Below are 22,013 nucleotides of genomic sequence, written 5' to 3'. Positions count from 1 at the left end.
AAGCCATGAGCATGGAATTGAAGCCCCCGCCGTCGGACGGCTGGGTCCCCACGCTGGACGACACCCCCTTCACCCGCATGGGCGGCGAGGCGCCCGTCCACGCGCTGGCGGAGGCCTTCTACGACGTGATGGACGCGGAGGAGCCCGCGCTCGCGGCCATCCACGAGCTGGACGCGGAAGGAAAGGTGAACCGGGGCACGCGCCAGCGCTTCGGCATGTTCCTGGTGGGCTGGCTGGGCGGGCCGCAGCACTACAGCGCGACGCACGGCCACCCCCGGCTGCGCATGCGGCACGGGCACCTGCCGGTGGACACGGCGATGCGGGACGCATGGCTGCGGTGCATGCAGAAGGCCATGGACCAGCGAGGCATCACCGGCGGCCTGCGAAGCTTCCTGGATGACCGCTTCGCCCAGGTGGCGGACTTCCTGCGCAACACGGAAGGATGAGGTTCACGGAGTCCATCCGCATCACCTGTCCGCGCGAGCGCGTCTTCGCGTACACGCAGGACTACGGACAGCGGCTCGTCTGGGACACGTTCCTGCGCGAGGCGGTGCTGATGGACGGAGCAACGGAGGCCGGGCCGGGCGTGAAGGCCTGGTGCGTGTCGTGGCACGGGCTGGGGATGGAGACCGAGTACGTGTCCTTCCAGCCGCCCGCCGTCACGGCGGTGAAGATGACGCGGGGCCCGCGCCTGTTCGAGAGCTTCGCGGGGTCGTGGCGGTTCGACGAGGACGGCCCCGGCGTCACGCGCGTCACCTTCACGTATGCCTTTGAGCTGCGGCGTCCCTTCGGTGGGCTCACGCCGCTGCTCAAGTGGCTCCTGACCCGCGAGGTCCGGGGTCGTCTGGAGGACCTGAAGCGGCGGCTGGACACGGATGTCGCTGGCCCGGCATAGACTCCCGGTATGAGCACGCAGCTACAGCCGTCCCCTGTCACTCCGTCCGTGGATGAGCTGGTGCCTCTGTTCGAGGAGGCCTTGAGGACGAAGGGCTCCACGCGCGCCCTGAAGGCCGGGTACCTCAACGCCATCATCGCGCGGCTGGTCAAGACGGAGGCCCCGGCGACGCTCGCGCCCGTGTTGCAGGCGTTGCTTGCGAAGGAGGACGCGAAGCAGTTGGTGGATGAGCAAGGCACGCCGGTCAGCGTCGCCGCGACGGAGGCCCTGGTGAGCCTGTCCTATCCGCACCCGCTGGAAGTTCTCCCGGAGCACCTGGAGGCCCTGCGCAAGCAATCCGAGCCCTCCGTGCCGCCCGCGCCCAAGGGGTGGATGCTCACGGTGTTGCTCATGGCGACCCTGGTCCAGGCGGTCTGCTTCGTGCTCGCGGACGACATGCGGCACATGTTCCACGGGCTTACCGCGGATCAACTGGCGGGAGACCCCACCTTGCCGCATCTGCGGGGCCAGGGCTGGGTGGAGGCCACGCTCCTCCGGCTGGAGAAGGATGTGTGGTGGTCCCTGCGGCCCCTGGTTCCCTGGGGGCAGGTCGCCATCGCCACGGTCCTCTATTACTTCTCCACGGCCCTCGCGACGACGGCGTGGGAGCGCACCCTGTCCCGGCGCGGCTTCCTGGGGGTGGGTGCCGTGGGCTTCGTGCTGGGCCTGCTCCCAATGCACTACTACCAGCACTGGGGAACGCTGACGGCCGCGGTGGGCGCGCTGCTCGCGGGCCTGATGCTCCGCGTCCCGAAGAAACCTGCGCCTTCCAGCACACCAGCCGCCTGAGTGCCTGCCCGCCCGGCGGTGGCCGGACGGGCGCCGCGCCCCCACCCTCCAGTTTTCATCACCCGGACTGGGGGTTGGGAACCATGCGAACGAACCAGGACATCTTGATGGCGGCGGGCTTCGGCGTCCTTGCCGGGATGCGCAGCATGACGGCGCCCGCGTTCCTCACGCGGGAGCTGTCGCGCAATCCGACCCGCGCGCTGAAGCGGTCCCTGCCGGGCCTCACGTCGAAGAAGGTGGCGCAGCGCCTGGGTTTCCTGGCGCTCGGCGAGCTGGTGGCGGACAAGTCCTCCAAGACCCCGGCGCGCATCGCGTTCCCGCCCCTCACCGGACGCATCCTCGCGGGCGCCATCAGCGGTGCCGCCGTGTCGCGCGACCGCAAGGGGGCGAAGCTCGGCTATGCGCTCGTCGGCGCCGCCGCCGCCATCGCCTCCAGCTACGTCTTCTACGGCCTCCGCCGCTTCGTCACGCACCGGCTGCGCGTGCCCAACCTGGCCGCGGGCCTCGTCGAGGACGGCCTGACGATGGCCCTGGGCTCACGCCTCACCCGAGCGCTGCGTTAGGCCCTGCTCCAAGGCTCACCCCGGCGCGGCCTTGCCGGCGGTGAGTCGCGCCTCCAGCCGCGTCAGCACCGCATGCTCCGCCCGCGCCCGCTCCGCCAGGGGCGCGAAGAGCAGCCGCGAGCGCAGGCCCATGCCTTCGGTCAGCTCGAACTGGCGCAGGTCCTCCGGCAGCGTGAGCAGCACCTCGCCCAGCGGCCGCACCCGGTGCAGCTGGTACGACCCCGCCGCCTCCAACGCGCGCACCACGTCCGCCACCGGCTCCGCGCGGGCCAGCGCCTTGCGCGACTGTTCCTCGTACCGCAGGCCCGCCTCCACGCGCTCCTCCAGGTCCGCGAGCACCGCCGCCGACGTGCGCTGCGCCTCCTTCACCAGCCGCAGCGGATCCAACGCCCGCTCCACCCGCCTGCGCACCGCCGGGGACAGCGCCCGGGCCCGCCCCTCCACGCGCGACAGCACCGCGTCGCGGTAGCTCGCCGCGAAGCAGACCGCGAACAGCGCCTCCTCCAGCGGCGCCCGCTCGCGCGCGGCCAGCCCTTCCGCCAGCGAGCACAGCCCCTCACCCGTGAGCACGTACCGGCGGCCCCGGGGCAGGCCTTTCGTTGGCGCGCTGGTGCTCGCCTCCGCGTGGCCCGCGCGCACCAGCCGCTCCAGCGTGCGCCGCACCTGCGTCAGGTCGATGTCCTGCGAGGGCCGGGTGACGTCGTGCTCCACCCAGTTGGTGAACAGCAGGAAGAAGAAGCGCACGTCCGACACTCGGAAGCCGCCCGCGCGAGCCCCCGCCCCATGCGCCGCGAGCAGGGCCGCCTGCACGAAGGTGGCCTGCGTGTCGATGTATCCCAACCGCGCCGTCAGGGTGCTGTTCCGAGCCATGGCCAGGAGGATGCCAGCCTCCGCCCCTCCCGTCCCATCCATCCCAGGTGACAGTGTCTGCCCGGACGAAAGACATCCGCGGCCACATCACCCGTAGAAGGGACGGTCCGAAGTCACGAAAGGGGTTCCCATGCTGCCCTGGCTCGTCCTCATCGCGGGTGTCTGCTTCCTCGTTGAACGGCTGTCACTCGGCTGGAAGCTGCCCCGGGTGCGCGGCTGGCACCTGCGCGTGGTGCTCATCAACCTGGCGCAGGTGGGCGTGGTGGTGCTGGGCGGGTACACCTGGGACCGGTGGTTCTCCGCGCACTCGCTCTTCCACCTGTCCCGGCACGTGGGCCCGGTGGCGGGCGGAGTGCTGGCCTACCTCATCGCCACGTTCGTCTTCTACTGGTGGCACCGCGCCCGCCACGAGAGCGACGTGCTCTGGCGGCTGTTCCATCAAATCCACCACAGCCCGCGGCGGCTGGAGGTCATCACCAGCTTCTACAAGCACCCGCTGGAGATGGCGGCCAACAGCCTCATTGGCGGGCTGCTCGTCTACACGGTGCTGGGGTTGAGCCCGGCGGCGGGCGCCATCTACACGGCCTGCTGCGCGCTGGGCGAATACTTCTACCACACCAACATCCGCACCCCGCGCTGGGTGGGCTGGTTCTTCCAGCGGCCGGAGATGCACCGCATCCACCACGAGTACGGCAAGCACCGGAACAACTACGGAGACCTGCCCGTCTGGGACATGCTGTTCGGCACCTACGAGAACCCCGCCACCTGGGACGCCACGTGTGGCTTCGACGACGCGCGGGAGCAACAGCTGGGCGCCATGCTCGCGTTCCGCGACGTGCACCGCTCGTAGGCGGTGGCACACTGGCGCCCCCTTCGCTTCCTCCGTGAGGTTTCGCGCCATGGCCAGCTCGCGTCGGCAGTTCCTGACCCACACCGTGATTGGACTCGCGAGCACCGCTGCCTCCGCGGCGCCGGACGCGGGCACGTCCGCGCCGCCCGCAGGAGCGCCGCCCACGTTCGGCGCGGGCCCCACGGTGGGCCCGGAGGTCAGCCCCACCACCTTCGCGGAGGCCGAAAAGCTGATGCAGGTCCAGCTCACGCCCGCCGAGCGCACCCAGGCCGCGGGCAACTGGCGCGTGTCCCTGGCCCCGCTGCACGAGCGTCGCACGGGCCCGCGCAAGCTCGCGCTGGAGCCCGAGCTGTCGCCCGCCTCGCAGTGGAACCCCTCGCTGCCGGGGCTCAAGCCCACCGCCCCCGCGAAGGACCGCTTCGTGCGCAGCCGCGACGCGAAGGTGCCGCTGCCCTCGAAGGAGGAGGACCTCGCCTTCGCGCCGCTCACGCAGCTGGCGCGCTGGGTGGAGTCGCGCGCCATCACGTCGGAGCGGCTCACGCAGCTCTACCTTGCCCGGCTGAAGCGCCATGACCCCAAGCTCCAGTGCGTCATCACGCTGACGGAGGAGCTGGCGCTCCGGCAGGCCCGCCAGGCGGACCGGGACATCGCGGCGGGCCGCTACAAGGGGCCGCTGCACGGCATCCCCTGGGGAGCGAAGGACCTGGTGGACACCGCGGGCATCCGCACCACCTACGGCGCCGAGCCGTTCCGCGACCGCGTCCCCACCACCGACGCCACCACCGTGGCCCGGCTGCACCGCGCGGGCGCCGTGCTGGTGGCGAAGCTCAGCCTGGGCGCGCTCGCGCTCAACGACGTCTGGTTTGGCGGCGAGACGAAGAACCCGTGGCTGCTGGAGGAGGGCTCCTCGGGCAGCAGCGCGGGGCCGGGCGCGGCGACGGCGGCCGGGCTCGTGGGCTTCTCCCTGGGCAGCGAGACGGGCGGCAGCATCGTGTCGCCGTCCATGCGCTGCGGCATCACCGGCCTGCGCCCCACCTACGGCCGAGTGCCGCGCACGGGCGCCATGACGCTGTGCTGGTCGCTGGACAAGCTGGGGCCCATGACGCGCGGGGTGGAGGACTCGCTGCTGGTGCTCGCCGCGCTCAACGGCCCGGACGCGGGGGACGTGGCGAGCGTGCCCGCGAAGCTGGACTTCGACGCGAACGCGCCCGTGAAGGGGCTGCGCGTGGGCTACGTGCCCGCGTGGATGAAGGAGAACCCCGCCACGGACGTGGACCGCCAGGCGCTGGAGGCGCTCAAGGGGCTGGGCCTGACGCCGGTGGAGGTGAAGTTCCCCGACTGGCCGTACTCCGCCCTCAACGTCCTCCTCTTCGCGGAGGCCGCCGCCGCCTTCGAGGAGCTCACGCTCACCCACGGCGTGGACGCGCTGAAGATGCAGACGCCCGACGCGTGGCCCAACCTCTTCCGCCAGGCCCGCTTCCTGTCCGCGGTGGACTACGTCCAGGCGGACCGGCTGCGCCGCAAGGTGGCCCTGGAGATGGCGCGCATCATGTCGCAGGTGGACGTGCTGCTCGTGCCGTCGCTGCGCGACGAGGCCCTCACCATCACCAACCACACGGGCCACCCGTCGCTCACGCTGCGCACCGGCTTCGTGGAGGTGTCCAAGGCCCGCAGCGACTGGGCCCCGGACCCGAAGCGCCCCGTGCCCACCTTCGCCACCCCGCGCCGCGTCCCGCACGGCGTGACGCTCATCGGCCAGCTCTTCGACGAGGGCACCCTGGGCCGCGTGGGCATCGCCCTGGAGCGGGCCTCCGGCGTCGCCGGGGAGCGCCCGCCCGGCTTCTAGCCACCCGGAAGCCCCCGGTCCGATTGTTTTGACAGGTCAGTCCAGAATCATTACGTCGGGGGCATGGCACGCACGAAGGAGTTCGACCGCGACGAGGCGGTGCGCCGGGCGATGCAGGTCTTCTGGGAGCAGGGCTATGAGGCCACCTCCACGGACGACCTGCTGCGCGCCATGGGCATTGGCCGGCAGAGCATGTACGACACCTTCGGGGACAAGCACGGCCTCTACCTGGAGGCCCTGCGCGCCTACCAGGCGGAGTACAGCGCCAACCTGATGGAGTGCCTGCGCTCGCACCCATCACCCCTGGGCGCCATCCGCGAGTACCTCCTCTCCATCCCCAATGGCACGCAGAGGGCCCGCGCCCGGGGCTGCCTCTCCGTGAACGCCACCGCGGAGCTGGCGCACACGGACGCGGACGTGGCCACGCTCATCAAGAGCGGCGGCGCCGTGGGCCACGGCGCGCTGGAGCGCGTCGTGAAGGAGGCCCAGCGCAAGGGCGAGCTCAGCCCGAAGCTGGACCCCCGCGTCGCCGCCAGCTTCCTCCTGGCAGCCATCGGAGGCCTGCGCCTGAGCGCCAAGGCCGGCACCCCGCCCGAGGCCCTGCGCGACGTCGTGGACTTCACCCTCGCGGGCCTCAAGGCCCAATAACGCGCCCCTGTTCCGGAGCGGGGGCCACCCCGCGCCGTCTTCGCGTGTCTGTATCTGGATTGTTCAGTCCAAATAAGCCGCTGGAAGGGAGCCACACCATGTCGATGGATCGCTACTACCTGCTGGGCCGTTCGGGGCTGCGCGTCAGTCCGCTGTCGCTGGGGACGATGACGTTCGGGAAGGACGGGCCGCATGGCGGCCCCTGGGGCTCCACGGAGGACGTGTCCCGGACGTTGTTCAACCGCTACCTGGACGCGGGCGGCAACTTCGTGGACACCGCCGACCTCTACACGCACGGCACCAGCGAGACGCTCATCGGGAAGTTCCTGGAGGAGCGCGGCGACCGGGACCGCGTCGTCCTCACCACCAAGTACACGTACAACGCCACCCGGCCGGGGGACCCGAACGCGGGCGGCAACAGCCGCAAGAACATGCTGCGCGCGGTGGAGGCGTCGCTGAAGCGGCTGCGCACGGACTACATCGACCTGTACCTGCTGCACACCTGGGACCGGCTCACCCCGGCGGAGGAGGTGGTCCGCACGTTCGACGACCTCGTGCGCGCGGGGAAGATCCGCTACGCGGGCCTGTCCGACGTGCCGTCCTGGTACGCGGCGCGCGCGCAGACCTGGGCGGAGGCGCACGCGCTCACGCCGCTCATCAACCTCCAGCTCCAGTACTCGCTGGTGGAGCGCAGCCTGGAGCACGAGTACGTGCCGCTGGCCCAGACGCTGGGCCTGGGCATCACCACCTGGAGTCCGCTGGGCATGGGCCTGCTCTCCGGCAAGTACCGGCCGAGCGAAGGCGCCCCCCGGGGTGATGGCCGCCTCACCTCCGCCCTGGGCGGTGAGCAGCTGGGCATGTTCACGGAGCGCAACTGGCGCATCGTCACCGCGCTGGAGCAGGTGTCCAGGGAGCTGGGCCGGGACATGTCCCAGGTGGCGCTCAACTGGGTGGCCACGCAGCCCGGGGTGGGCTCGGTCATCATCGGCGCCACGAACTCCAAGCAGCTGGACGGCAACCTCGCGGCGCTGGACTTCACGATTCCCGCCGGGCTGCGCCGCCAGCTGGACGAGGCCAGCGCTCCGCCCGTGCCGTTCCCCCACGGGATGTTCTCCAATCCCTATCAGCTCCACCTGCACGGCAACACCGCCGTGGGGGACAAGCCCGCCGGCTACGCGCAGCCCGTGTTCACCGGGACGGTGCCTCGGGTCGGGTAGGGCACATCCCGTCCCTCCGCCAGGGTGGGGGGAACGGGCCGCTTGCGACCCCGGGGCCGCTGGTCCTCGGGGTGGCACACCGGCACCTTCCGCGCCTGTCAGACAAGGAGGGTGTATGCGATTGTCCAGGCCGGGAGTGACGCTGTGGTGGGTGTTGGCGCTGCTGGTGGCGCCGGTGGCGAATGCCTTCACGGACGCGGACGCGGTGCGCGTGTTCACGTTCGCTCGCGCGCAGCTCGCGGACACCATCCTGGAGTTGCCCAACGTGAACCGGTCTCCCAAGGCGTCCCTGTCCAATGGGACGTGGACCACGGTGGCCAACACGGACCGCATCGCGTGGACGCAGGGCTTCTTCCCCGGAAGCATGTGGTTCATGTTCCAGGTCGCCAGCGAGCCCTACTGGCGCGACCGCGCGGACCTGTGGACGCGCCCCCTGGAGGTCCAGCGGACCAACACGGAGACGCACGACCTGGGCTTCAAGATGTTCCTGAGCTACGGCAATGCCTGGCGGCTCACCGGCAATCCCTACTACCGCGACGTGCTGCTCACCTCCGCCGCGTCGCTGGCCACGCGCTACAACAGCACGGTGGGCATCATCGACTGTTGTGATTGGAACTCGAGCTGGAACATCCCACTCGTCACCGACACCATGGTCAACATCGAGCTGCTGCTCTGGGGCGCCCAGAACGGCGGCCCCGCGGTGTGGCGCACCATGGCGGTGAACCACGCGCTCCGCACGCTCCAGGACGCGGTGCGCGCCAACGGCAGCTCGTTCCACTACGTGGACTACAACAACAACGGCACCATCCGTTCGCGAGGCACCTTCCAGGGCTACTCCGCCAGCTCCACCTGGGCGCGAGGGCAGGCGTGGCTCATCTACGGCTACACGATGGTGTACCGCTACACCGGCGACGCGCGCTTCCTCACCGCGGCCCGCCGCGTGACGGACTGGTACCTGGCGAACCTGCCCGCGGACCGCGTGCCCAACTGGGACTTCAACGCGCCCAGCCAGTCCAAGGACTCCTCCGCCGCCGCCATCGTCGCGTCCGCCCTGCTGGAGCTGAGCACCCTGGAGACGGACGCGGCCCGGCGTACGACCTACCGCAACGCCGCGCTGGCCATGCTCGACTCGCTGGTGTCGCCCGCGTACTTCGCGCAGGGCACCAACAGCCCGGGCCTGCTGCTGCACGGCGTGGGCAACTACCCGGCGGGCCAGGAGATCAACGTCAGCCTCATCTACGGCGACTACTACCTCCTGGAGGCGCTGCTGCGCTTCAACCCGCGCCCCAACTACCCCTGGTACTCGAAGCTGACCATCCCGCGCGGCCAGCATCTGCTGGGCACGAACAACACGGGCACGCGCTTCGTGGAGTTCGACCTCACGCCGCTCCGGGACAACCTGGGCGGCGGCGTGGTGGGCTGGACGGACAGCTCCACGGAAGTGACAGCCTTCAACCGGCTGAACATGGCGGTGCGCATGAGCGAGGACGGCATCTTCCAGGTGCGCAACGGCGGGGGCTACTCGTGGATCCGCCGGGTGCCGTACGTGCGCGGCCAGACGTACCACTTCCGCATGAACGTGGACCTGCTCGCGCAGCGCTACACCGTCTGGGTGACGCCGCCCGGCTCCGCGGAGCTGCTGCTCGTGGACCGCGCCGCGTTCCGGACGGACGCGCCGCCCATCAATGACGTGGGCCGCGCGGCGGTCATCTCCACGGTGGAGGACAGCGACTTCCGCGTGAACAACCACCGCGTCTACGCGCCCACCGCCAGCGTGGCGGCCGCGCTGGACGCCCCGGCCCCGCTGCCGGAAGCCCTGTGGCGGGAGCTGGACGCCCCCGAGCGCATCTCCCGGGGCCCCATCGTTCCGTCCGAGCGCTGACAGCGGGCGCCTGCCCGGTGGCCCGCCCGGCGTCACGGTGGGCCACCGCGGGTGCATGCGGGACGGAACGCGGTTACATCCGCCAGGTGACGAACCTGGACCTCTTCCTCCCGGAACCCGCCCCGCGTCCTGCCGCCGTCCCCGCGGGCCCCGGCCCGCTCGACCGGCTGTTGAAGGTGTCGCGCATCTACCTGGAGCCCGCCGTGATGGAGCACGCGCGCGGGCGGGAGATCCTGGCGCGCTACCCGGACGCGGAGCGGGTGGAGGTGGCCTCGCATCAGCACATCCCCGGCCTCTTCGGCAACGAAGGCAACGTGGAGGCGTGGAACCGCATCAAGGGCAGCACCCTGGTGCTGGGCGTGAAGAAGACGCTGTCCTTCATCGCCAACGACCGCAGCTCGGACTTCATCGCGCCCTCCACCGCGAACGGCTGCGTGATGGCGTGCGCGTACTGCTACGTGCCGCGCAACAAGGGCTACGCGAACCCCGTCACGGTGTTCGTGAACATCGACCGCATCCAGGAGGCCGTGCGCAGGCACGCGCACAAGCGAGGGCCCAAGCTGGAGCCCAACACGGTGGACCCCCACGCGTGGGTCTACGACATCGGGTGCAACAGCGACTGCTCGGCGGACGCGGCCATCAGTGACAACGTGCGGGACCTGGTACGGCTGTTCACCACGCTGCCCAACGCGAAGGCCAGCTTCGCCACCAAGCTGGTCAACCGCGAGCTGCTCACCTACGAGCCCAAGGGCAGGACGCGCATCCGCTTCAGCCTGATGCCGCACGCACCGGCGAAGCTGCTGGACGTGCGCACCAGCCCCATCGCGGAGCGCATCGCCGCCATCGACGACTTCGTGGCCGCCGGCTACGAGGTGCACCTCAACTTCTCCCCCGTCATCCTCCACGAGGGCTGGCAGGACGGCTACGTGGAGCTGTTCCAGCAGGTGGACGCCGGCATCAGCGAGCGAGCCAAGAAGCAGCTCGCGTGCGAGATCATCTTCCTCACGCACAACGCGGGCCTGCACGAGGTGAACCTGGGCTGGCACCCGAAGGCAGAGGAGTTGCTGTGGCGGCCTGAAATCCAGGAGACGAAGGTGTCCCAGGGCGGCGGCGTCAACGTGCGCTACCGCACCGGCTTCAAGGGCCGCCACGTGGCGGAATTCAAGGCCCTGCTCGCCAGGCACCTGCCGTACTGCCGCGTGCGGTACGCCTTCTGACCGGGGCGCTGGGAGTTCCTTCACGAGTCCGGCGCGGGCAATTCTCCTCGGGAGTGGGAGGACGGAGCTTCCTGGGCGACAGAGGGCGCGATGGCCTGTGGCTGCTCACGAAGCAGTGGGTCCTCCAGAGCGGGCCATGGAGAAGCCAGAGGCACGCAGTCCGCCGGCCCGGTGGTGGGTGGAGGTTCGGGTTGGATGTCCCCTCCAGTGCACTCCCCACTGTGCTCGCGGGAGGCGAGCTCCTGGGCGGCTGGAAGCAACGGCGCCCCTGTGTCGGACTCCGAGGAGAGCGCCTCGGCATGGGGACGGAAGGCTTCTTGGCGCGCCGGGGTGTCGTCAGCGGCCTCGGTGTCTGACGCGGGGGCTGCGGGGAGGCTCTCCTCCGCGCCAGAAGCCTCAGGGGACGCATGCTCCTGGGGGACGGGGGCGAAAGCGTCCAGCACACCCTCATCGCATGCCTTCAGCAGCGCCGGCAGTTGGTGCGTCAGCGCCCGCGCGTCGCGCTCGCTCAGGGCATGCATCGCGCACATGGCCCATTCGCGCAGCGACTCTCCGCCCATGAAGGACAGCATCCGGGCCGCGTTGCCCCTCAGGGCCCGTTGCAGCGACTGAATGAGGAGCAGGTGCCCGGGACGGGCCGCCGCATGGGCCGCCAGCCGCAGCAACTCGAACTCCAGCTGCGCGCAGCGCTCCCCAGGATGCCAGTGCGCCGCGTCCCAGAGGGCGTAGCAGGTGGCCTCCAACTGGCTCACCTGCGCCTCGGAGGCCTTCGCGCAGCAGTCCGCCAGCAGCTCCACCAGCACCTGCCGCTTGAGGCTGAAGAAGCCCTCCAGCAGCCGTCGGCCTTCCTCGGAGTGCCGGTGATGCAGCGCCAGGCCCAGATTCTCCAGCGTCAGCGACTCATCCAGCGCCACGGCTCGCGTCTTGCGTCCGGAGCGCTGCACCACCAGCCCCCGCGCCGCCAGCCGCCGCAGCGCCTCGCGCACGGTGCCCCGGCAGCAGTCGAACTCACGCGCCAGCTTCTCTTCCGAGCCGAACTGCCCCCTTGGCAGCATCCCCAGCGCAATCGCGCGCTCGAGTTGCGCCTCCACGTACGCCACGAGTCCTCTCCTCACCATTGCCGCCACCCTTCTCGCCCAAGCCACGCCCATCCAACCAGATGGGTCTGACATGGACGCGAAGGCCCACCGTCCTCGTCACCTGCCGCGACAGCGCGCCCCCGGGGCCCCTGCGGCAAAAACCTGTCCGACAGTCGGACAGGTTTGCGCAAAGCGCTCCCGGCGGGCGCCTCTGCCCGTGGGCACTCACCTTGGTGTCCGGCTCGGGCACAACGCCGCGGTCCACCGCTGCGCTCCGCGCGGCACGTGTCCTCATGAAGCACTTCGGTTCTCAGTATTTGTGAACGAGCTTCTGGCGGACTACGGAGATGACCGACTGACGCGGTGCGCCCGCGACGACCAGGAGGCTTTCCATCAAGCCGATGCGTTCCCAGCTGTCCGCTGCGTCTCATGGAGGAGCGCCCGAAATGCCGCCCACTTCGCCATCGCGCCGCTGCCTCACCGTGCTCACGCGGTGCCTCGCGGTCTGTGGCCTCGCGTTGGGGGTGGCGTGTGCTGCCACTCCGCCCGCGCCGGCCGTGGACGCGCGGGCCATCATCGCGGACGCGCGGAAGATCGTGACGCGGAATGGGGTGGAGGAGCTGCTCAAGATTCCGGTGGGCGGGACGGAGCAGTGGATCTCCGTCCGGGGGCGTGACCGGAACAACCCCCTCCTGCTGATGATCCACGGGGGACCGGCCTCACCGGAGCTCCCGACGAGCTGGGCCTTCCAGGGCGGCTGGGAGGACTTCTTCACCGTCGTGCAGTGGGACCAGCGCGGCAGCGGCAAGACGTACACCGCGAACGACCCCGCCCGCATCGCCCCCACGTTGTCGCTCGACCGCATCACCAAGGACGCTGTCGAGGTCGTCCAATACCTGCGAAGCCGCTATGGCAAGGAGAAGGTTTTCGTCCTGGGGCACTCCTGGGGGAGCCTCGTCGGGCTGGAGCTGGCCCACCGCCATCCCGAGCTGCTGTTCGCCTACGTGGGGATGGGGCAGGTCATCAGCGGTCAGGAGAACGAGCGCGTCAGCTATGCCCTCACGCTCGCCGCGGCGGAGGCGGCCCACCACACGGAAGCCCTCCAGGAGCTGAAGGCGCTCGCGCCCTATCCGGAGGCGGACGGGTCGCTGCCCCTCCAGAAGATAGGCATCGAGCGCAAGTGGTCCAACGCGTTTGGCGGCCTGGTGCATGGCCGCGACGGCATCCTCCACTACCTCAATCTGGCCGAACTCTCCCCCGACTACACCGCCCGGGACGTGGCGGCGATGGACCTGGGTTCCCAGCTGTCGTTGCCGCGCCTGCTGCCAGACCTTGCACGGTTCGACTTCCTTCGGGTCACGGACTTCGGCTGCCCGGTCATCCTCTTCGCGGGGCGGCACGACACGACGGCGCCCTCGCAGGTCGCGGCGGACTGGCTCCAGCGGGTGCGCGCGCCAGCCAGGCAGCTCGTCTGGTTCGAGCACTCCGCCCACATGATGATGGTGGAGGAGCCCGGACGCGTGCTCCTCCACCTCGTTCAGGACGTGCTGCCGCTGGCGGCGCGCGGCCCGGCTCAGGCTCAGTACTCGTGCTGGATGAGCCAGAACACCGCCGTGCGGTGCGACACGGGGAAGTAGACGATGTAGAGGTTGTGGAAGTCGTGCGCGCCCGCGGCCACCAGCGGGTCGTCATAGAAGTGCGCCACCTGCGGCACCTCCGTGCCGTTGCCCAGCTGCTGGGGCAGCACCTGCGCCAGGTCCGGGAAGGCCCACCCGATGCGGCCCGCGAAGTCCGCGTACGTCAGGTTCGGATATCGCGTGAACTGCACGCGCTGGTTCGACGACAGCTCCGGCAGCGTGGCGAAGGCGCCCTCCACCACCCAGTCCAGCTGCGTGGCCTGCGTGCCCGCCACGGAGGGCACGTTGAACGTCCAGAGGAACTCGTCGCAGTAGTTCTCACCCGTCTTGCACCACGTGTGGCCCGTGGCCCGGGCCTCGTTGATGGCGTCGTTGTCCTCCAGCTCCGTGAGGGGCAGCGGGCCCGCGCCGTAGTACTTCTGGTAGAAGTCCTTGCACACCGGCCACATGCGCGACGTGAAGGCCGCCTCGCCGTTGGCGCACCAGGGCTTCTGGCCGGAGGACACCGCGCACTGCGACAGCCAGGCGTTGTGCGCGTCCTGTGCGTCCGTGCACTGGGGCAGCGCCTGCGCGGGCGTCACCTGCTGCGTCTCCACCACGCTCTCGTCACACACCTCGATGCGCGTGGCCACGTCCAGGTCGCACGCGGTGAACAAGTCATCCTGCGCGCAGGCGCTGTTGAGACAGCCCAGCGCCAGGCGGAACTGCTTGCCCGCGCCCGTGCCGGTGCTCACCACCGCCAGATATTCGCCGCCCTGCGCCAGCGTCAGGCCGGCCACCTTGGACAGCTGGCCGTAGCCCGCGTCGTCGTCCTGCGCGAGCACCGTGGTGCCATAGCTGCCATGGGCGTTCCTCGGGCCGTAGATGAACAGGCCCGTGTCCAGGTACATGCTGCTGCCCAGGTGCGTCACCTCCAGGCTCACCTGCGCGCCCGCGGACACGGTGAAGCTGAAGGACAGATACTGCGGGTTCGTCGTGAACCGCGTCTGCACCGCGCCGTTCAGCCCCACCGGGCCCAGGTACGCCGTGCTGTCCACGATGTTGCCGCTCGCGGGCGCGGGCGGTGGGTACAGCACCGGCTGCGTGCTCGCACCGACCTCCGCGGGCACCTCCGGAGATGCCACCGGCTCCTGCGACGGACCACACGCCGCCACGAGCAACGACGGCACCAGCCACCACAGCCGATTCCAGGCGTGACGCATGAAGCACTTCCTTGTCTTGGGGGGAATACAGGGTTGAGACAGGGAGGCGTGTTTCACACCCGGAGGTAGGCGTTCAAGTCACCACCGGTTCACGGGGCCTCAAGGCAGGCCCTGGAACCAGGCGGCGTAGGGCGTGTTGCGCACGAGGCGCCGGTTGAGGTCCGGCGTCCCGTCCGTCCACCACGGCGGGCCCCGTTCCCCCAGGCCCACCTTGGCGCGGTGCACGCGCTGACGGGCGCGGCGTTCCGCGGCCACGTCGTGCGCGCGCTTCGCCCGGCCCACGTCAGCGCGGGCCCGCATCAGCGCGGCCACCAGCAGATCCCGCTGCCGGGGCCCGAGCGCCGGGTTGGAGCGGCGCCACAGCCGCCCCTCCACCACCAGGTAGCGTCCATCCGGGGTGGTGGTGGGCGGCGGCTTCGTCACTGCTTGACGGGATACAGGAAGCGCAGGATGTCTCCGAAGCGAGCGCTCCACGACGCCTCGTTGTGCTGGCCTCCCTCCACCACCGTGTACTTGAGGTCGGTGTCCAGCACCCAGCCCTTGGCCACCAGCGCGTCGCGCAGCGCCTGGGCATCCGCCACCGTCTCCGCCTGGCTGCCGGAGCCCTCGTTGGTGCCGATGTCCTCCCAGATGCGCAGCGCGGGCTTCGTGGTGAGCGCGTTCACCTCCGAGAGGATTTCCCGGTCCGCCCACCACACCGACGGCGACACCACGCCCAGGCGGCTGAAGACGTCCGGGTGCTTGAGCCCCAGCGACAGGGACACCAGCCCGCCCAGCGACGAGCCCGCAAGCCCGGTGAACTCCGCCTCCGGCTTCGTGCGGAACTCCGCGTCGATGCGCGGCTTCAGTTCCTGGATGAGGAACTTGCCGTACACGTCCGCGCGGCCCGCGTTCGGGTACTCCGGCGGGAAGGGCACGGGCGTGTACTCCGCGATGCGGTCGCTGGTGTTGTAGACGCCCACGATGATGAGCGGCTCCACCTGGCCGGACTCCACCAGCGCCTGCGCCGTCTCATCCACGTTCCACTCCCCGGCGAACGCGGTGCTCACGTCCATCAGGTTCTGGCCGTCGTGCATGTAGAGCACCGGGTAGCGGCGCGCGGCGTCCGCCTCGTAGCCGGGCGGCAGCCAGATGATGACGTCGCGCGGCTTGAGCGTGGAGTCCGAGGGCACGACGTTGCGCAGGTAGCGCACGTCGCCGGTGAGCGGCGGGGGCGGCGGAGGGGTGGAGAGGTCCGCCCAGCCCTTCACCACCACGGGCACGCGCTCGAAGCCGCCGCTGGTGGTGAAGGTGTGGTTGGCCACCTCCGCGCCCGTGTCGCTCTTCTCCACCGTGTCCCACGAGCCGCGCGTCACCTTGAACTCCAGCCCCGTGCCCGTGGCGAAGGTGACGGCGCCGGCGTAGGCGCTGTCCACGGCCTTGTAGAGCTCCACCTCCGCGCCATTCCAGGTCCCCAGTTCCGGCTGGTTTCCGGACAGCCACACCTTGGCATCGGGCGGCGTGATGTCCGGTACCTGGACGATGAACACGGTCTTCGCGCCTGTCTCCCCCCCCTCCGCGCCGAAGCGCTCCACCGTGAGGGCGACATTCTCCTCGTTCTCATGGACGGTGACGGTGCGCTCGGCCTCCGGCGCTCCCTGCGCGTCCAGCGCCACCTGGGCCGTGGGCGCGGTCATCCGCACCGCGTAGGTGAAGGCGGTGTCCTTGGGCAGCCGGGCCTTCAGGCTGAACACGCGGCCGCCCTGATAGACGAGCTCCAGGCCCCGCCCGTCCGTGCCGCCGAACGTGGCGCTGGGGCCGGTGAGGAAGAGCTCCGCGTTGGCCGGCGTCTCCGGCGGCACGGTGAGGTCGAACTGCACGTCGGAGAAGTGCTGCTCGACGGGCTTCGGGCCATCGGACTTGCAGCCCCAGAGGGCCGTCAGCGCCAGGACAAGCAACAGGGTGGTGGGCCGCGAGGGCCGGAAGGACGACAACGCCATGGGTGGATGGGCCTCCGGGGGCGCGAAGACAGGCCCCCTCGTGAAGGCGCACCCTAGCAGCGCGTCCCGACACCTTCAGGAAGGCCCGGATGACCCGGACGTCCGGTGTGGGCAATCCCGGGGGCAGGCACTTGGCAGCTGGTGGACAGTGCCTACCTTGCGCCGCGCACCGGGGAGGGCGGGACACATGCCGCCAGCCCCCTCAAGCGAAGGAGTCGTACCGCATGAAGAAGCTGACGCTGCTGGCCTTGGCTCTGGGCGCCCTGTCCGTGGGCACGGGCTGTCACCGCAACACCCGCGAGGCCGCCAAGGACGACATGGAGGAGACGGGCGACAAGGCGAAGGACAAGGCCGAGGACGCCGCCGACGCCACGGGCGACGCCGTGGAGAAGGCCGGCGACAAGGTCGAGGACGCGACCGACAATTAGTCCGCGCGCGCGGAGACACGCCGCAAGCACCCCGGACGCCGGACCCTTCACGGTGCCGGCCTCCGGGGTGTTGTCATTCACAGCGCTTCAGCCACGGGCTACGGGAAGTTCGCCGCGAAGTCCTGGAGGCTCGAGTTCAGGCTGTTCAGGTGCGTCGTGCCCTGCGTCGTGCCGAGGTCCGTGATGGTCAGGCCGGGCAGGGCGGGGATGCTGGGGCAGGACAGCCCGCCGTGGATGGCCTGGGCGTAGCCGTTGGTGGTGATGGCGCTCGCCATGCTGGAGAACGCGGACACCGTCACGCGGCCGGTCGTGCTGACCGTGTTGTAGCCGCTGGTGTTCGAGTACGTGGTGTACACCCCATCCGCGTCGAACTGGTTGTTCTGGGTGATGAGCTGGTTGACGATGGAGCTCCCGCCGTTGACGCTCCAGGTGCCCTGCTCCCGCGCGGTGGCCACGCCGCTGATGGTCGTCCGGCCGGTGACACGCGCCATGTGGTCGAAGCGGGCCTGGCACGGCGAGGCGCACGGCAGGGTGAAGGGGCGGGGGAAGGGGACGATGACCGGCCCGCCCGGCCGGTGGATGACGAGGTCCCACCAGGAGATGTAGACCCAGCGCGAGCAGCTCAGCCGCAGCGTCAGCCGGCTGGAGCCGGAGACGGTCTGGTTGAGGGTCGCCGGGAACACCGTGTTGAGGGCGGTGGCGCTCAGCGTGTGCTTCGCGCCCACCCCGTTCCAGCCGTAGAGGGAGCGGCCCGGGTACGCGAAGGAGATGGGCTGGGTGACGGAGGGGCTGCGCGTCCTCGACGGCTGCCAGCTGCACGTGCAGGGGCCGAAGAGGGGGCGCACCGGGAACAGCCGGTGCGCGTAGACCGTGACCTCGTCGCGCAGGTGCGGGGCCTGCTTGCTGACCTCCTCCACCAGGTCGTACTCGCCCTTGCCGAACTGCTCCTCGAGCTTCGTGAGGACGTCGTCCAGCTCACCGCTCACGTGCGCGGCGTCGCCGTCCGCCTGGATGCCCGGGGACACGGTGAGGCCGCACTCCTTGTCGTCCTCGCAGTCCAGGCCCACGTCATAGGGCTGGGTGGCCAGCACCTGGCCCTTCGCGTCCTCCAGCACCAGCCGCTGCGCCCAGCCCGTCTCCCAGGGCTTGTCCAGCGCGCCAAAGACCTTCACGAGGGAGATTTCGCCCGCCTTCGGCGTCACCTCCACGCCCGCGTTGGGGCTGTTCTTGCCGTCATAGGAGACGAGCTTCGTGGACTCGGGCAGGTCCTCCTCCTGGTCCGTCCACTGGATGCGCGCGGTCAGCTCGCCGTCCTCCAGGGTCACCTCGAGGAGGGTGGCGACCGCGGGAGGCTCCTCCTTCCCCGCGGCCTGGGCCGGCGCGGCCAGCAGGCCTCCCAGCGCGAAGGAGGAGAGGGTCAGCGAACGCAGCCAGGAGGGAACGAGGCCTGACGGGCCTCGCGAGGAGTGATGGGGCATGGGGCAATCCCTTCGCGGAGAACGGGGTCCGCCCTCCGACCCGGGCAGGCCGGAGGGCGGTCTGCCTTCAGAGCAGGTCCCGTGCCAGGGATTGCGCCATGTCTGTCTTTGCTGCGGACTTCGGACGGAAAGCGTGGTTTTCCGCTATATTCACGAAGTCTTTGCTTGAGCGGGGGATGTATCCCTTCGCGTTACGCGAACCCCGCCGGGTGTAGCGCGGAGGGCTACAGGCCGAAGAAGGCGTTGATGCTCTGGGTCAGGCTGGTCTGGTTGCCCAGGGTGGTGGCGGTGTCCCAGGCGCGGCCCAGGGGGTTCAGGCCTCCGCCCGGGCACACCGCGATGCCCTGGACGGCGATGGCGTAGCCGCCCTGCGCGCGGCCGCGCGGCTGCCAGGTGGCGGCGTTGCCGTTGTAGGCGTAGAAGGCCTCGCCGGACGTCTGGACGTAGCCGGAGCCGCTGCCCATGTTGTCCGCGGTGGTCGACACGTCGAAGCCGCTGTCAGCGGGTGCGTAGCGGGTCTCGTTCAGGAGCGGGCTCAGGCTGTTGCCCAGGTGGTACCGGCTCTGCTCCCTGGCCGTGGCGTTGAGGATGGTGGGCGGGGGGAAGGGCGTGGTGCTCTGCGCGGTCGCGAGGCCGGTGATGCGGCCGAAGTGGCTGAACCGGCCGCTGCACGTTCCGGCGCAGGTGCTGTAGACGGGCTGGGGCATGAGCACGGGCTTCACCAGCCCGCCGGGCTGCCGGATGCCGATGTGCTGGTTGAGGATCGAGATCAGCGACGTGCAGCGCAGGGTCAGGGTGACCCGGCTGCTGCCCTGCGTGGACAGGCGCGCGTTCGAGGCCTGGGTCATGCGCAGGGGGCGCGCGTACAGGTCGTGCGCCGCGCCCAGGCTCGTCCCCGAGGTGTTGCTGCGCGCATGGGACGTCTCCCAGGAGCACCGGCAGCCCTCGGCGGGGCCGTACCGGGTCAGGCCCTGGGCGTAGCTCAGCACCTCACCGAACAGCGCGGGCTCGCGCCGGGCCACCTCGTGCACCAGGTCGAACTCCTTCTCCCCCAGCTCCTTCTCCAGGGTGTCGAGGGTCTTCTGCAGGGCGTTGCTCACGTGCAGGACCTCGCGGCTGGCGGAGATGCCCGGGGCGGCCGTCAGCTGACAGGTCTTCTCGTCCTCGCAGGCCAGGCTGACGTCATAGGGCTGGCTGGCCAGCTCCCGGCCCTCGGCCTCACGCACGACGAGCCGCTGGGCCCAGCCCGTCTCCCACGGCTCCTGCACCGCGCCGGACAGCTTCACCTCCAGCTCCTCGCCGGCCTTCGGCGTCACCCGCTCGCCCGCGGTGGGCTTGTCCGTGCCGTCATAGGACAGGACCTCCACCTCCTCGGGCAGGGACTTGGACTCCGCGGCCCAGCGGATGCGCGCGGTCAGCTCGCCGTCCTGCATGGACACGTCGACGATGGTGGCGGGGGCCTCATCTGATTCAGCGGCGTGGGCGGGCGCGGCCACCAGCAGGCCGCCCATGGCGAACGAGGAGAGGGTCAGGGCGCGAAGCCAGGAGGGGGCGAGGGGGGAACGACGGTGCATGGTGCAGTCCCTAGGGAAGAAGGTTCCGCCATTGCTGACACGCGATGTCAGAATTGGCGGGCCGCCCCAAGAGCAGGTTGCGTGCCAGTCATTGACGCCTGTGCGGGGTGGGGCGCCTGACGGCTTTTTGTAGCGCGAAACGCTACCCGGGCCGGCGCCGGCCGCGGCCCGGAGCGGTCCCGGTGCGCCAGCGCCGTGCTAGAAGGGGCGGGTGACTCCCGCCCTTCCCGGCCCGGGCTTGGAGGCAGCCCGCGCGGGCGTCGCGCGGCTCGCGTTCGAGCGCTCCGGTCCCCGCACCGTGGTGCGCACCGCGCTGGCGCACAGCCCCTTGCGGCTGCTCACGCCGCGCAACCACGGCCACGCGGCGTGGGCCTATACCAGCTCCTTCGGCGGCGGGCTGGTGGATGGGGACCACCTGCGGCTGGAGGTGGACGTGGCGGACGGCGCCTCCGCGCTGCTGGCCACGCAGGGGGCCAACCGCGTCTATCGCTCGCCCCGCGGCTGCCGCAGCGACCTCTGTGCGCGCGTGGGGCGGGACGCGCTATTGGCGTGGGTGCCGGACCCCACCGTCTGCTTCGCCGGCGCCCGCTATTCACAGACGTTGGACGTGACGCTTTCGCCCGGCGCGTCGCTGGTGCTCGCGGACGTGGTGACGGCGGGACGCAGCGCGCGGGGCGAGCGCTGGGCCTTCCTGCACTACGCCTCGCGCCTGTGCGTCGCGCGGGAAGGGCGCGCGCTGGTGGACGAGAAGTGGGTGCTGGACCCCGCGCACGGCGCGCTGCCGGAGCGGCTGGGCCGCTTCGACGCGCTGGCATCCGTGCTGCTGGTGGGGCCCGCGCTGGCCTCCGCGCGCCAGGCACTGGCCGAGCGCGTGGCGGCCCTGCCGGTGAAGCCCCGCGCCCGGGAGGTCATCTCCGCCAGCCCCCTGGGCGAGGACGGCCTGCTGCTGCGCGTGGCGGCCGTGTCGTTGGAGACGCTGCTGTCCACCACGCGCGACTGGCTGTCGTTCCTGCCGGGTCTTTTGGGTGACGACCCGTGGGCCCGGCGGGTGTGACTCAATAGCGGGTGATGTCGAAGGTGCTGTAGTCCTTGTACAGCGGGTCGATGTGAGCCGCCGTCAGGTTGATCGCGTCCTTGGGGTTGTTCGTCTTCCACTCGGCGGTGTTCGCGTCCAGCTGGCGGTTCGGGCCGTCCGTCTTGTGCAGGCCGAGCACGTGGCCCTCCGCGGACTCGCCCGACTTGCGCAGGCCGATGCGGTAGTGGCCGTTGTCCTTCGTGCCGTCGTACAGCTTCTGCGCGAAGGTGTCGGGGGGGATGGGCTCGAAGTCCTGCACCTTCACGCCCGGGTGACCGCCGCCACGGCCCGTGCGGCAGTCGCCCACCAGGTCGGAGATGGCCTCCTGCTTCCGGGCGATGTCGTCCTTTTGCTGGCCGCGCTGCGCTTCCAAGCCCTGGCGCTGCTCCAGCGACGGGCCGGGGTTGGTGAGCAGCTCGTTGAGCTGCTTGCGCTGGGCGCTCTTGCCCTTGAGCTGCTCCACGCCGTCCTGGAGCTTCTCGATGCCGGCCAGGTGCGCGCCGTTGAGCTTCGTCAGGGCGTCGCTCCGCGGGTGCTCGGCGTGCTGCTTGTCGACGAGCTTCCCGAAGGGGTTGTCCGTCAGCTTGCCGAACGCCTGCGAGCCCTTCAGCGGGTCACCGCCCGCCTCGATGCCGGTGCGGATCCACTCGGAGGCCTGGGGACTGCCGGACGGCTTGAACGCGAGGAGGCCCCCATCCTGGCCCACGCTGACGCATCGCGCTAGGGTCTGGCCCGCCGTCGCATC

Annotated in this window: 21 protein-coding genes; 13 read left to right on the top strand and 8 right to left on the bottom strand. The window is 70.6% G+C overall.

Annotated features, from left to right (window positions below; all coding sequences use genetic code 11):
* Window positions 1–5 precede the first annotated feature (5 nt).
* The 4 genes from NR792_RS25230 (at window position 6) to NR792_RS25215 (ending at window position 2,286) form a co-directional block, all read left to right on the top strand.
* Window positions 6–446: a group II truncated hemoglobin gene (locus tag NR792_RS25230; RefSeq protein ID WP_375755235.1), complete on the top strand. Its 441-nt coding sequence runs from the start codon at window positions 6–8 to the stop codon at window positions 444–446.
* The gene (locus tag NR792_RS25225) at window positions 443–895 is read left to right on the top strand and encodes a type II toxin-antitoxin system RatA family toxin (protein WP_375755234.1); all 453 of its coding nucleotides are present in this window, start codon (window positions 443–445) and stop codon (window positions 893–895) included. Before NR792_RS25230 ends, NR792_RS25225 begins: the two co-directional genes overlap by 4 nt.
* Window positions 896–904: 9 nt before the next feature.
* Entirely contained in the window at window positions 905–1,723 is an 819-nt protein-coding gene (locus tag NR792_RS25220; protein ID WP_375755233.1) for a hypothetical protein, read from the top strand.
* A gap of 83 nt (window positions 1,724–1,806) precedes the next feature.
* A complete protein-coding gene (locus NR792_RS25215) occupies window positions 1,807–2,286 on the top strand; it encodes a DUF4126 family protein (RefSeq protein ID WP_375755232.1) in 480 nt (159 codons plus the stop codon).
* Between the two features lie 15 nt (window positions 2,287–2,301).
* Here NR792_RS25215 and NR792_RS25210 read toward each other — a convergent pair whose 3' ends face one another.
* Complete coding sequence (locus NR792_RS25210) at window positions 2,302–3,156, bottom strand: hypothetical protein (RefSeq protein WP_375755231.1); 855 nt, start codon at window positions 3,154–3,156, stop codon at window positions 2,302–2,304.
* Between the two features lie 130 nt (window positions 3,157–3,286).
* Here NR792_RS25210 and NR792_RS25205 point away from each other — a divergent pair, with 130 nt between their 5' ends.
* The 6 genes from NR792_RS25205 to NR792_RS25180 all read left to right on the top strand — a co-directional run bounded on the left by NR792_RS25205 (window position 3,287) and on the right by NR792_RS25180 (window position 10,816).
* Window positions 3,287–4,006, top strand: a complete 720-nt coding sequence (locus NR792_RS25205; RefSeq protein ID WP_375755230.1) for a sterol desaturase family protein — start codon at window positions 3,287–3,289, stop codon at window positions 4,004–4,006.
* A 49-nt stretch (window positions 4,007–4,055) separates the two neighbouring features.
* Window positions 4,056–5,852 carry an amidase gene (locus tag NR792_RS25200; RefSeq protein ID WP_375755229.1) on the top strand — a complete coding sequence of 599 codons (1,797 nt, stop codon included), beginning with the start codon at window positions 4,056–4,058 and terminating at the stop codon, window positions 5,850–5,852.
* 63 nt (window positions 5,853–5,915) lie between these two features.
* Window positions 5,916–6,500, top strand: a complete 585-nt coding sequence (locus NR792_RS25195) for a TetR/AcrR family transcriptional regulator (protein ID WP_375755228.1) — start codon at window positions 5,916–5,918, stop codon at window positions 6,498–6,500.
* A gap of 98 nt (window positions 6,501–6,598) precedes the next feature.
* Entirely contained in the window at window positions 6,599–7,717 is a 1,119-nt protein-coding gene (locus NR792_RS25190) for an aldo/keto reductase (protein ID WP_375755227.1), read from the top strand.
* Window positions 7,718–7,832: 115 nt separating this feature from the next.
* Window positions 7,833–9,599, top strand: a complete 1,767-nt coding sequence (locus NR792_RS25185) for an alpha-12C2-mannosidase (RefSeq protein WP_375755226.1) — start codon at window positions 7,833–7,835, stop codon at window positions 9,597–9,599.
* Window positions 9,600–9,685: 86 nt separating this feature from the next.
* Window positions 9,686–10,816 (top strand): spore photoproduct lyase family protein, encoded by a 1,131-nt coding sequence (locus NR792_RS25180; RefSeq protein ID WP_375755225.1) that lies wholly within the window; start codon window positions 9,686–9,688, stop codon window positions 10,814–10,816.
* Window positions 10,817–10,836: 20 nt separating this feature from the next.
* Here NR792_RS25180 and NR792_RS25175 read toward each other — a convergent pair whose 3' ends face one another.
* Window positions 10,837–11,916 (bottom strand): GntR family transcriptional regulator, encoded by a 1,080-nt coding sequence (locus NR792_RS25175; protein ID WP_375755224.1) that lies wholly within the window; start codon window positions 11,914–11,916, stop codon window positions 10,837–10,839.
* A gap of 425 nt (window positions 11,917–12,341) precedes the next feature.
* On the opposite strand from NR792_RS25175, the gene NR792_RS25170 reads away from it, so the two are divergent.
* Complete coding sequence (locus tag NR792_RS25170; RefSeq protein WP_375755223.1) at window positions 12,342–13,532, top strand: alpha/beta fold hydrolase; 1,191 nt, start codon at window positions 12,342–12,344, stop codon at window positions 13,530–13,532.
* Here the strand turns inward: NR792_RS25170 and NR792_RS25165 are convergent.
* The 3 genes from NR792_RS25165 to NR792_RS25155 form a co-directional block, all read right to left on the bottom strand.
* Complete coding sequence (locus tag NR792_RS25165) at window positions 13,475–14,734, bottom strand: hypothetical protein (protein ID WP_375755222.1); 1,260 nt, start codon at window positions 14,732–14,734, stop codon at window positions 13,475–13,477. The genes NR792_RS25170 and NR792_RS25165 overlap by 58 nt on opposite strands.
* 99 nt (window positions 14,735–14,833) lie before the next feature.
* Entirely contained in the window at window positions 14,834–15,157 is a 324-nt protein-coding gene (locus NR792_RS25160; protein WP_375755221.1) for a hypothetical protein, read from the bottom strand.
* Window positions 15,154–16,713 (bottom strand): alpha/beta hydrolase-fold protein, encoded by a 1,560-nt coding sequence (locus NR792_RS25155; protein ID WP_375755220.1) that lies wholly within the window; start codon window positions 16,711–16,713, stop codon window positions 15,154–15,156. The genes NR792_RS25160 and NR792_RS25155 overlap by 4 nt, the downstream gene beginning before the upstream one ends.
* Before the next feature lie 224 nt (window positions 16,714–16,937).
* Between NR792_RS25155 and NR792_RS25150 the strand changes: the two genes are divergently transcribed.
* Entirely contained in the window at window positions 16,938–17,141 is a 204-nt protein-coding gene (locus NR792_RS25150) for a YtxH domain-containing protein (protein ID WP_375755219.1), read from the top strand.
* Between the two features lie 98 nt (window positions 17,142–17,239).
* Here NR792_RS25150 and NR792_RS25145 read toward each other — a convergent pair whose 3' ends face one another.
* Both NR792_RS25145 and NR792_RS25140 read right to left on the bottom strand, forming a co-directional pair.
* Window positions 17,240–18,619 (bottom strand): hypothetical protein, encoded by a 1,380-nt coding sequence (locus NR792_RS25145; protein WP_375755218.1) that lies wholly within the window; start codon window positions 18,617–18,619, stop codon window positions 17,240–17,242.
* A gap of 224 nt (window positions 18,620–18,843) precedes the next feature.
* Window positions 18,844–20,193: a hypothetical protein gene (locus NR792_RS25140; RefSeq protein ID WP_375755217.1), complete on the bottom strand. Its 1,350-nt coding sequence runs from the start codon at window positions 20,191–20,193 to the stop codon at window positions 18,844–18,846.
* A gap of 211 nt (window positions 20,194–20,404) precedes the next feature.
* On the opposite strand from NR792_RS25140, the gene NR792_RS25135 reads away from it, so the two are divergent.
* Window positions 20,405–21,247: an urease accessory protein UreD gene (locus tag NR792_RS25135; protein WP_375755216.1), complete on the top strand. Its 843-nt coding sequence runs from the start codon at window positions 20,405–20,407 to the stop codon at window positions 21,245–21,247.
* Window position 21,248: 1 nt separating this feature from the next.
* On the opposite strand, the gene NR792_RS25130 is transcribed toward NR792_RS25135, so the two are convergent.
* Entirely contained in the window at window positions 21,249–21,974 is a 726-nt protein-coding gene (locus tag NR792_RS25130) for a hypothetical protein (protein WP_375755215.1), read from the bottom strand.
* Window positions 21,975–22,013 lie beyond the last annotated feature (39 nt).

Source organism: Corallococcus exercitus, from assembly GCF_042231735.1.
Classification (GTDB): Bacteria; Myxococcota; Myxococcia; order Myxococcales; family Myxococcaceae; genus Corallococcus; species Corallococcus exercitus_B.
Note: the sequence above shows the minus strand (reverse complement) of the source record. Positions and strands in the feature narration are given on the sequence as shown.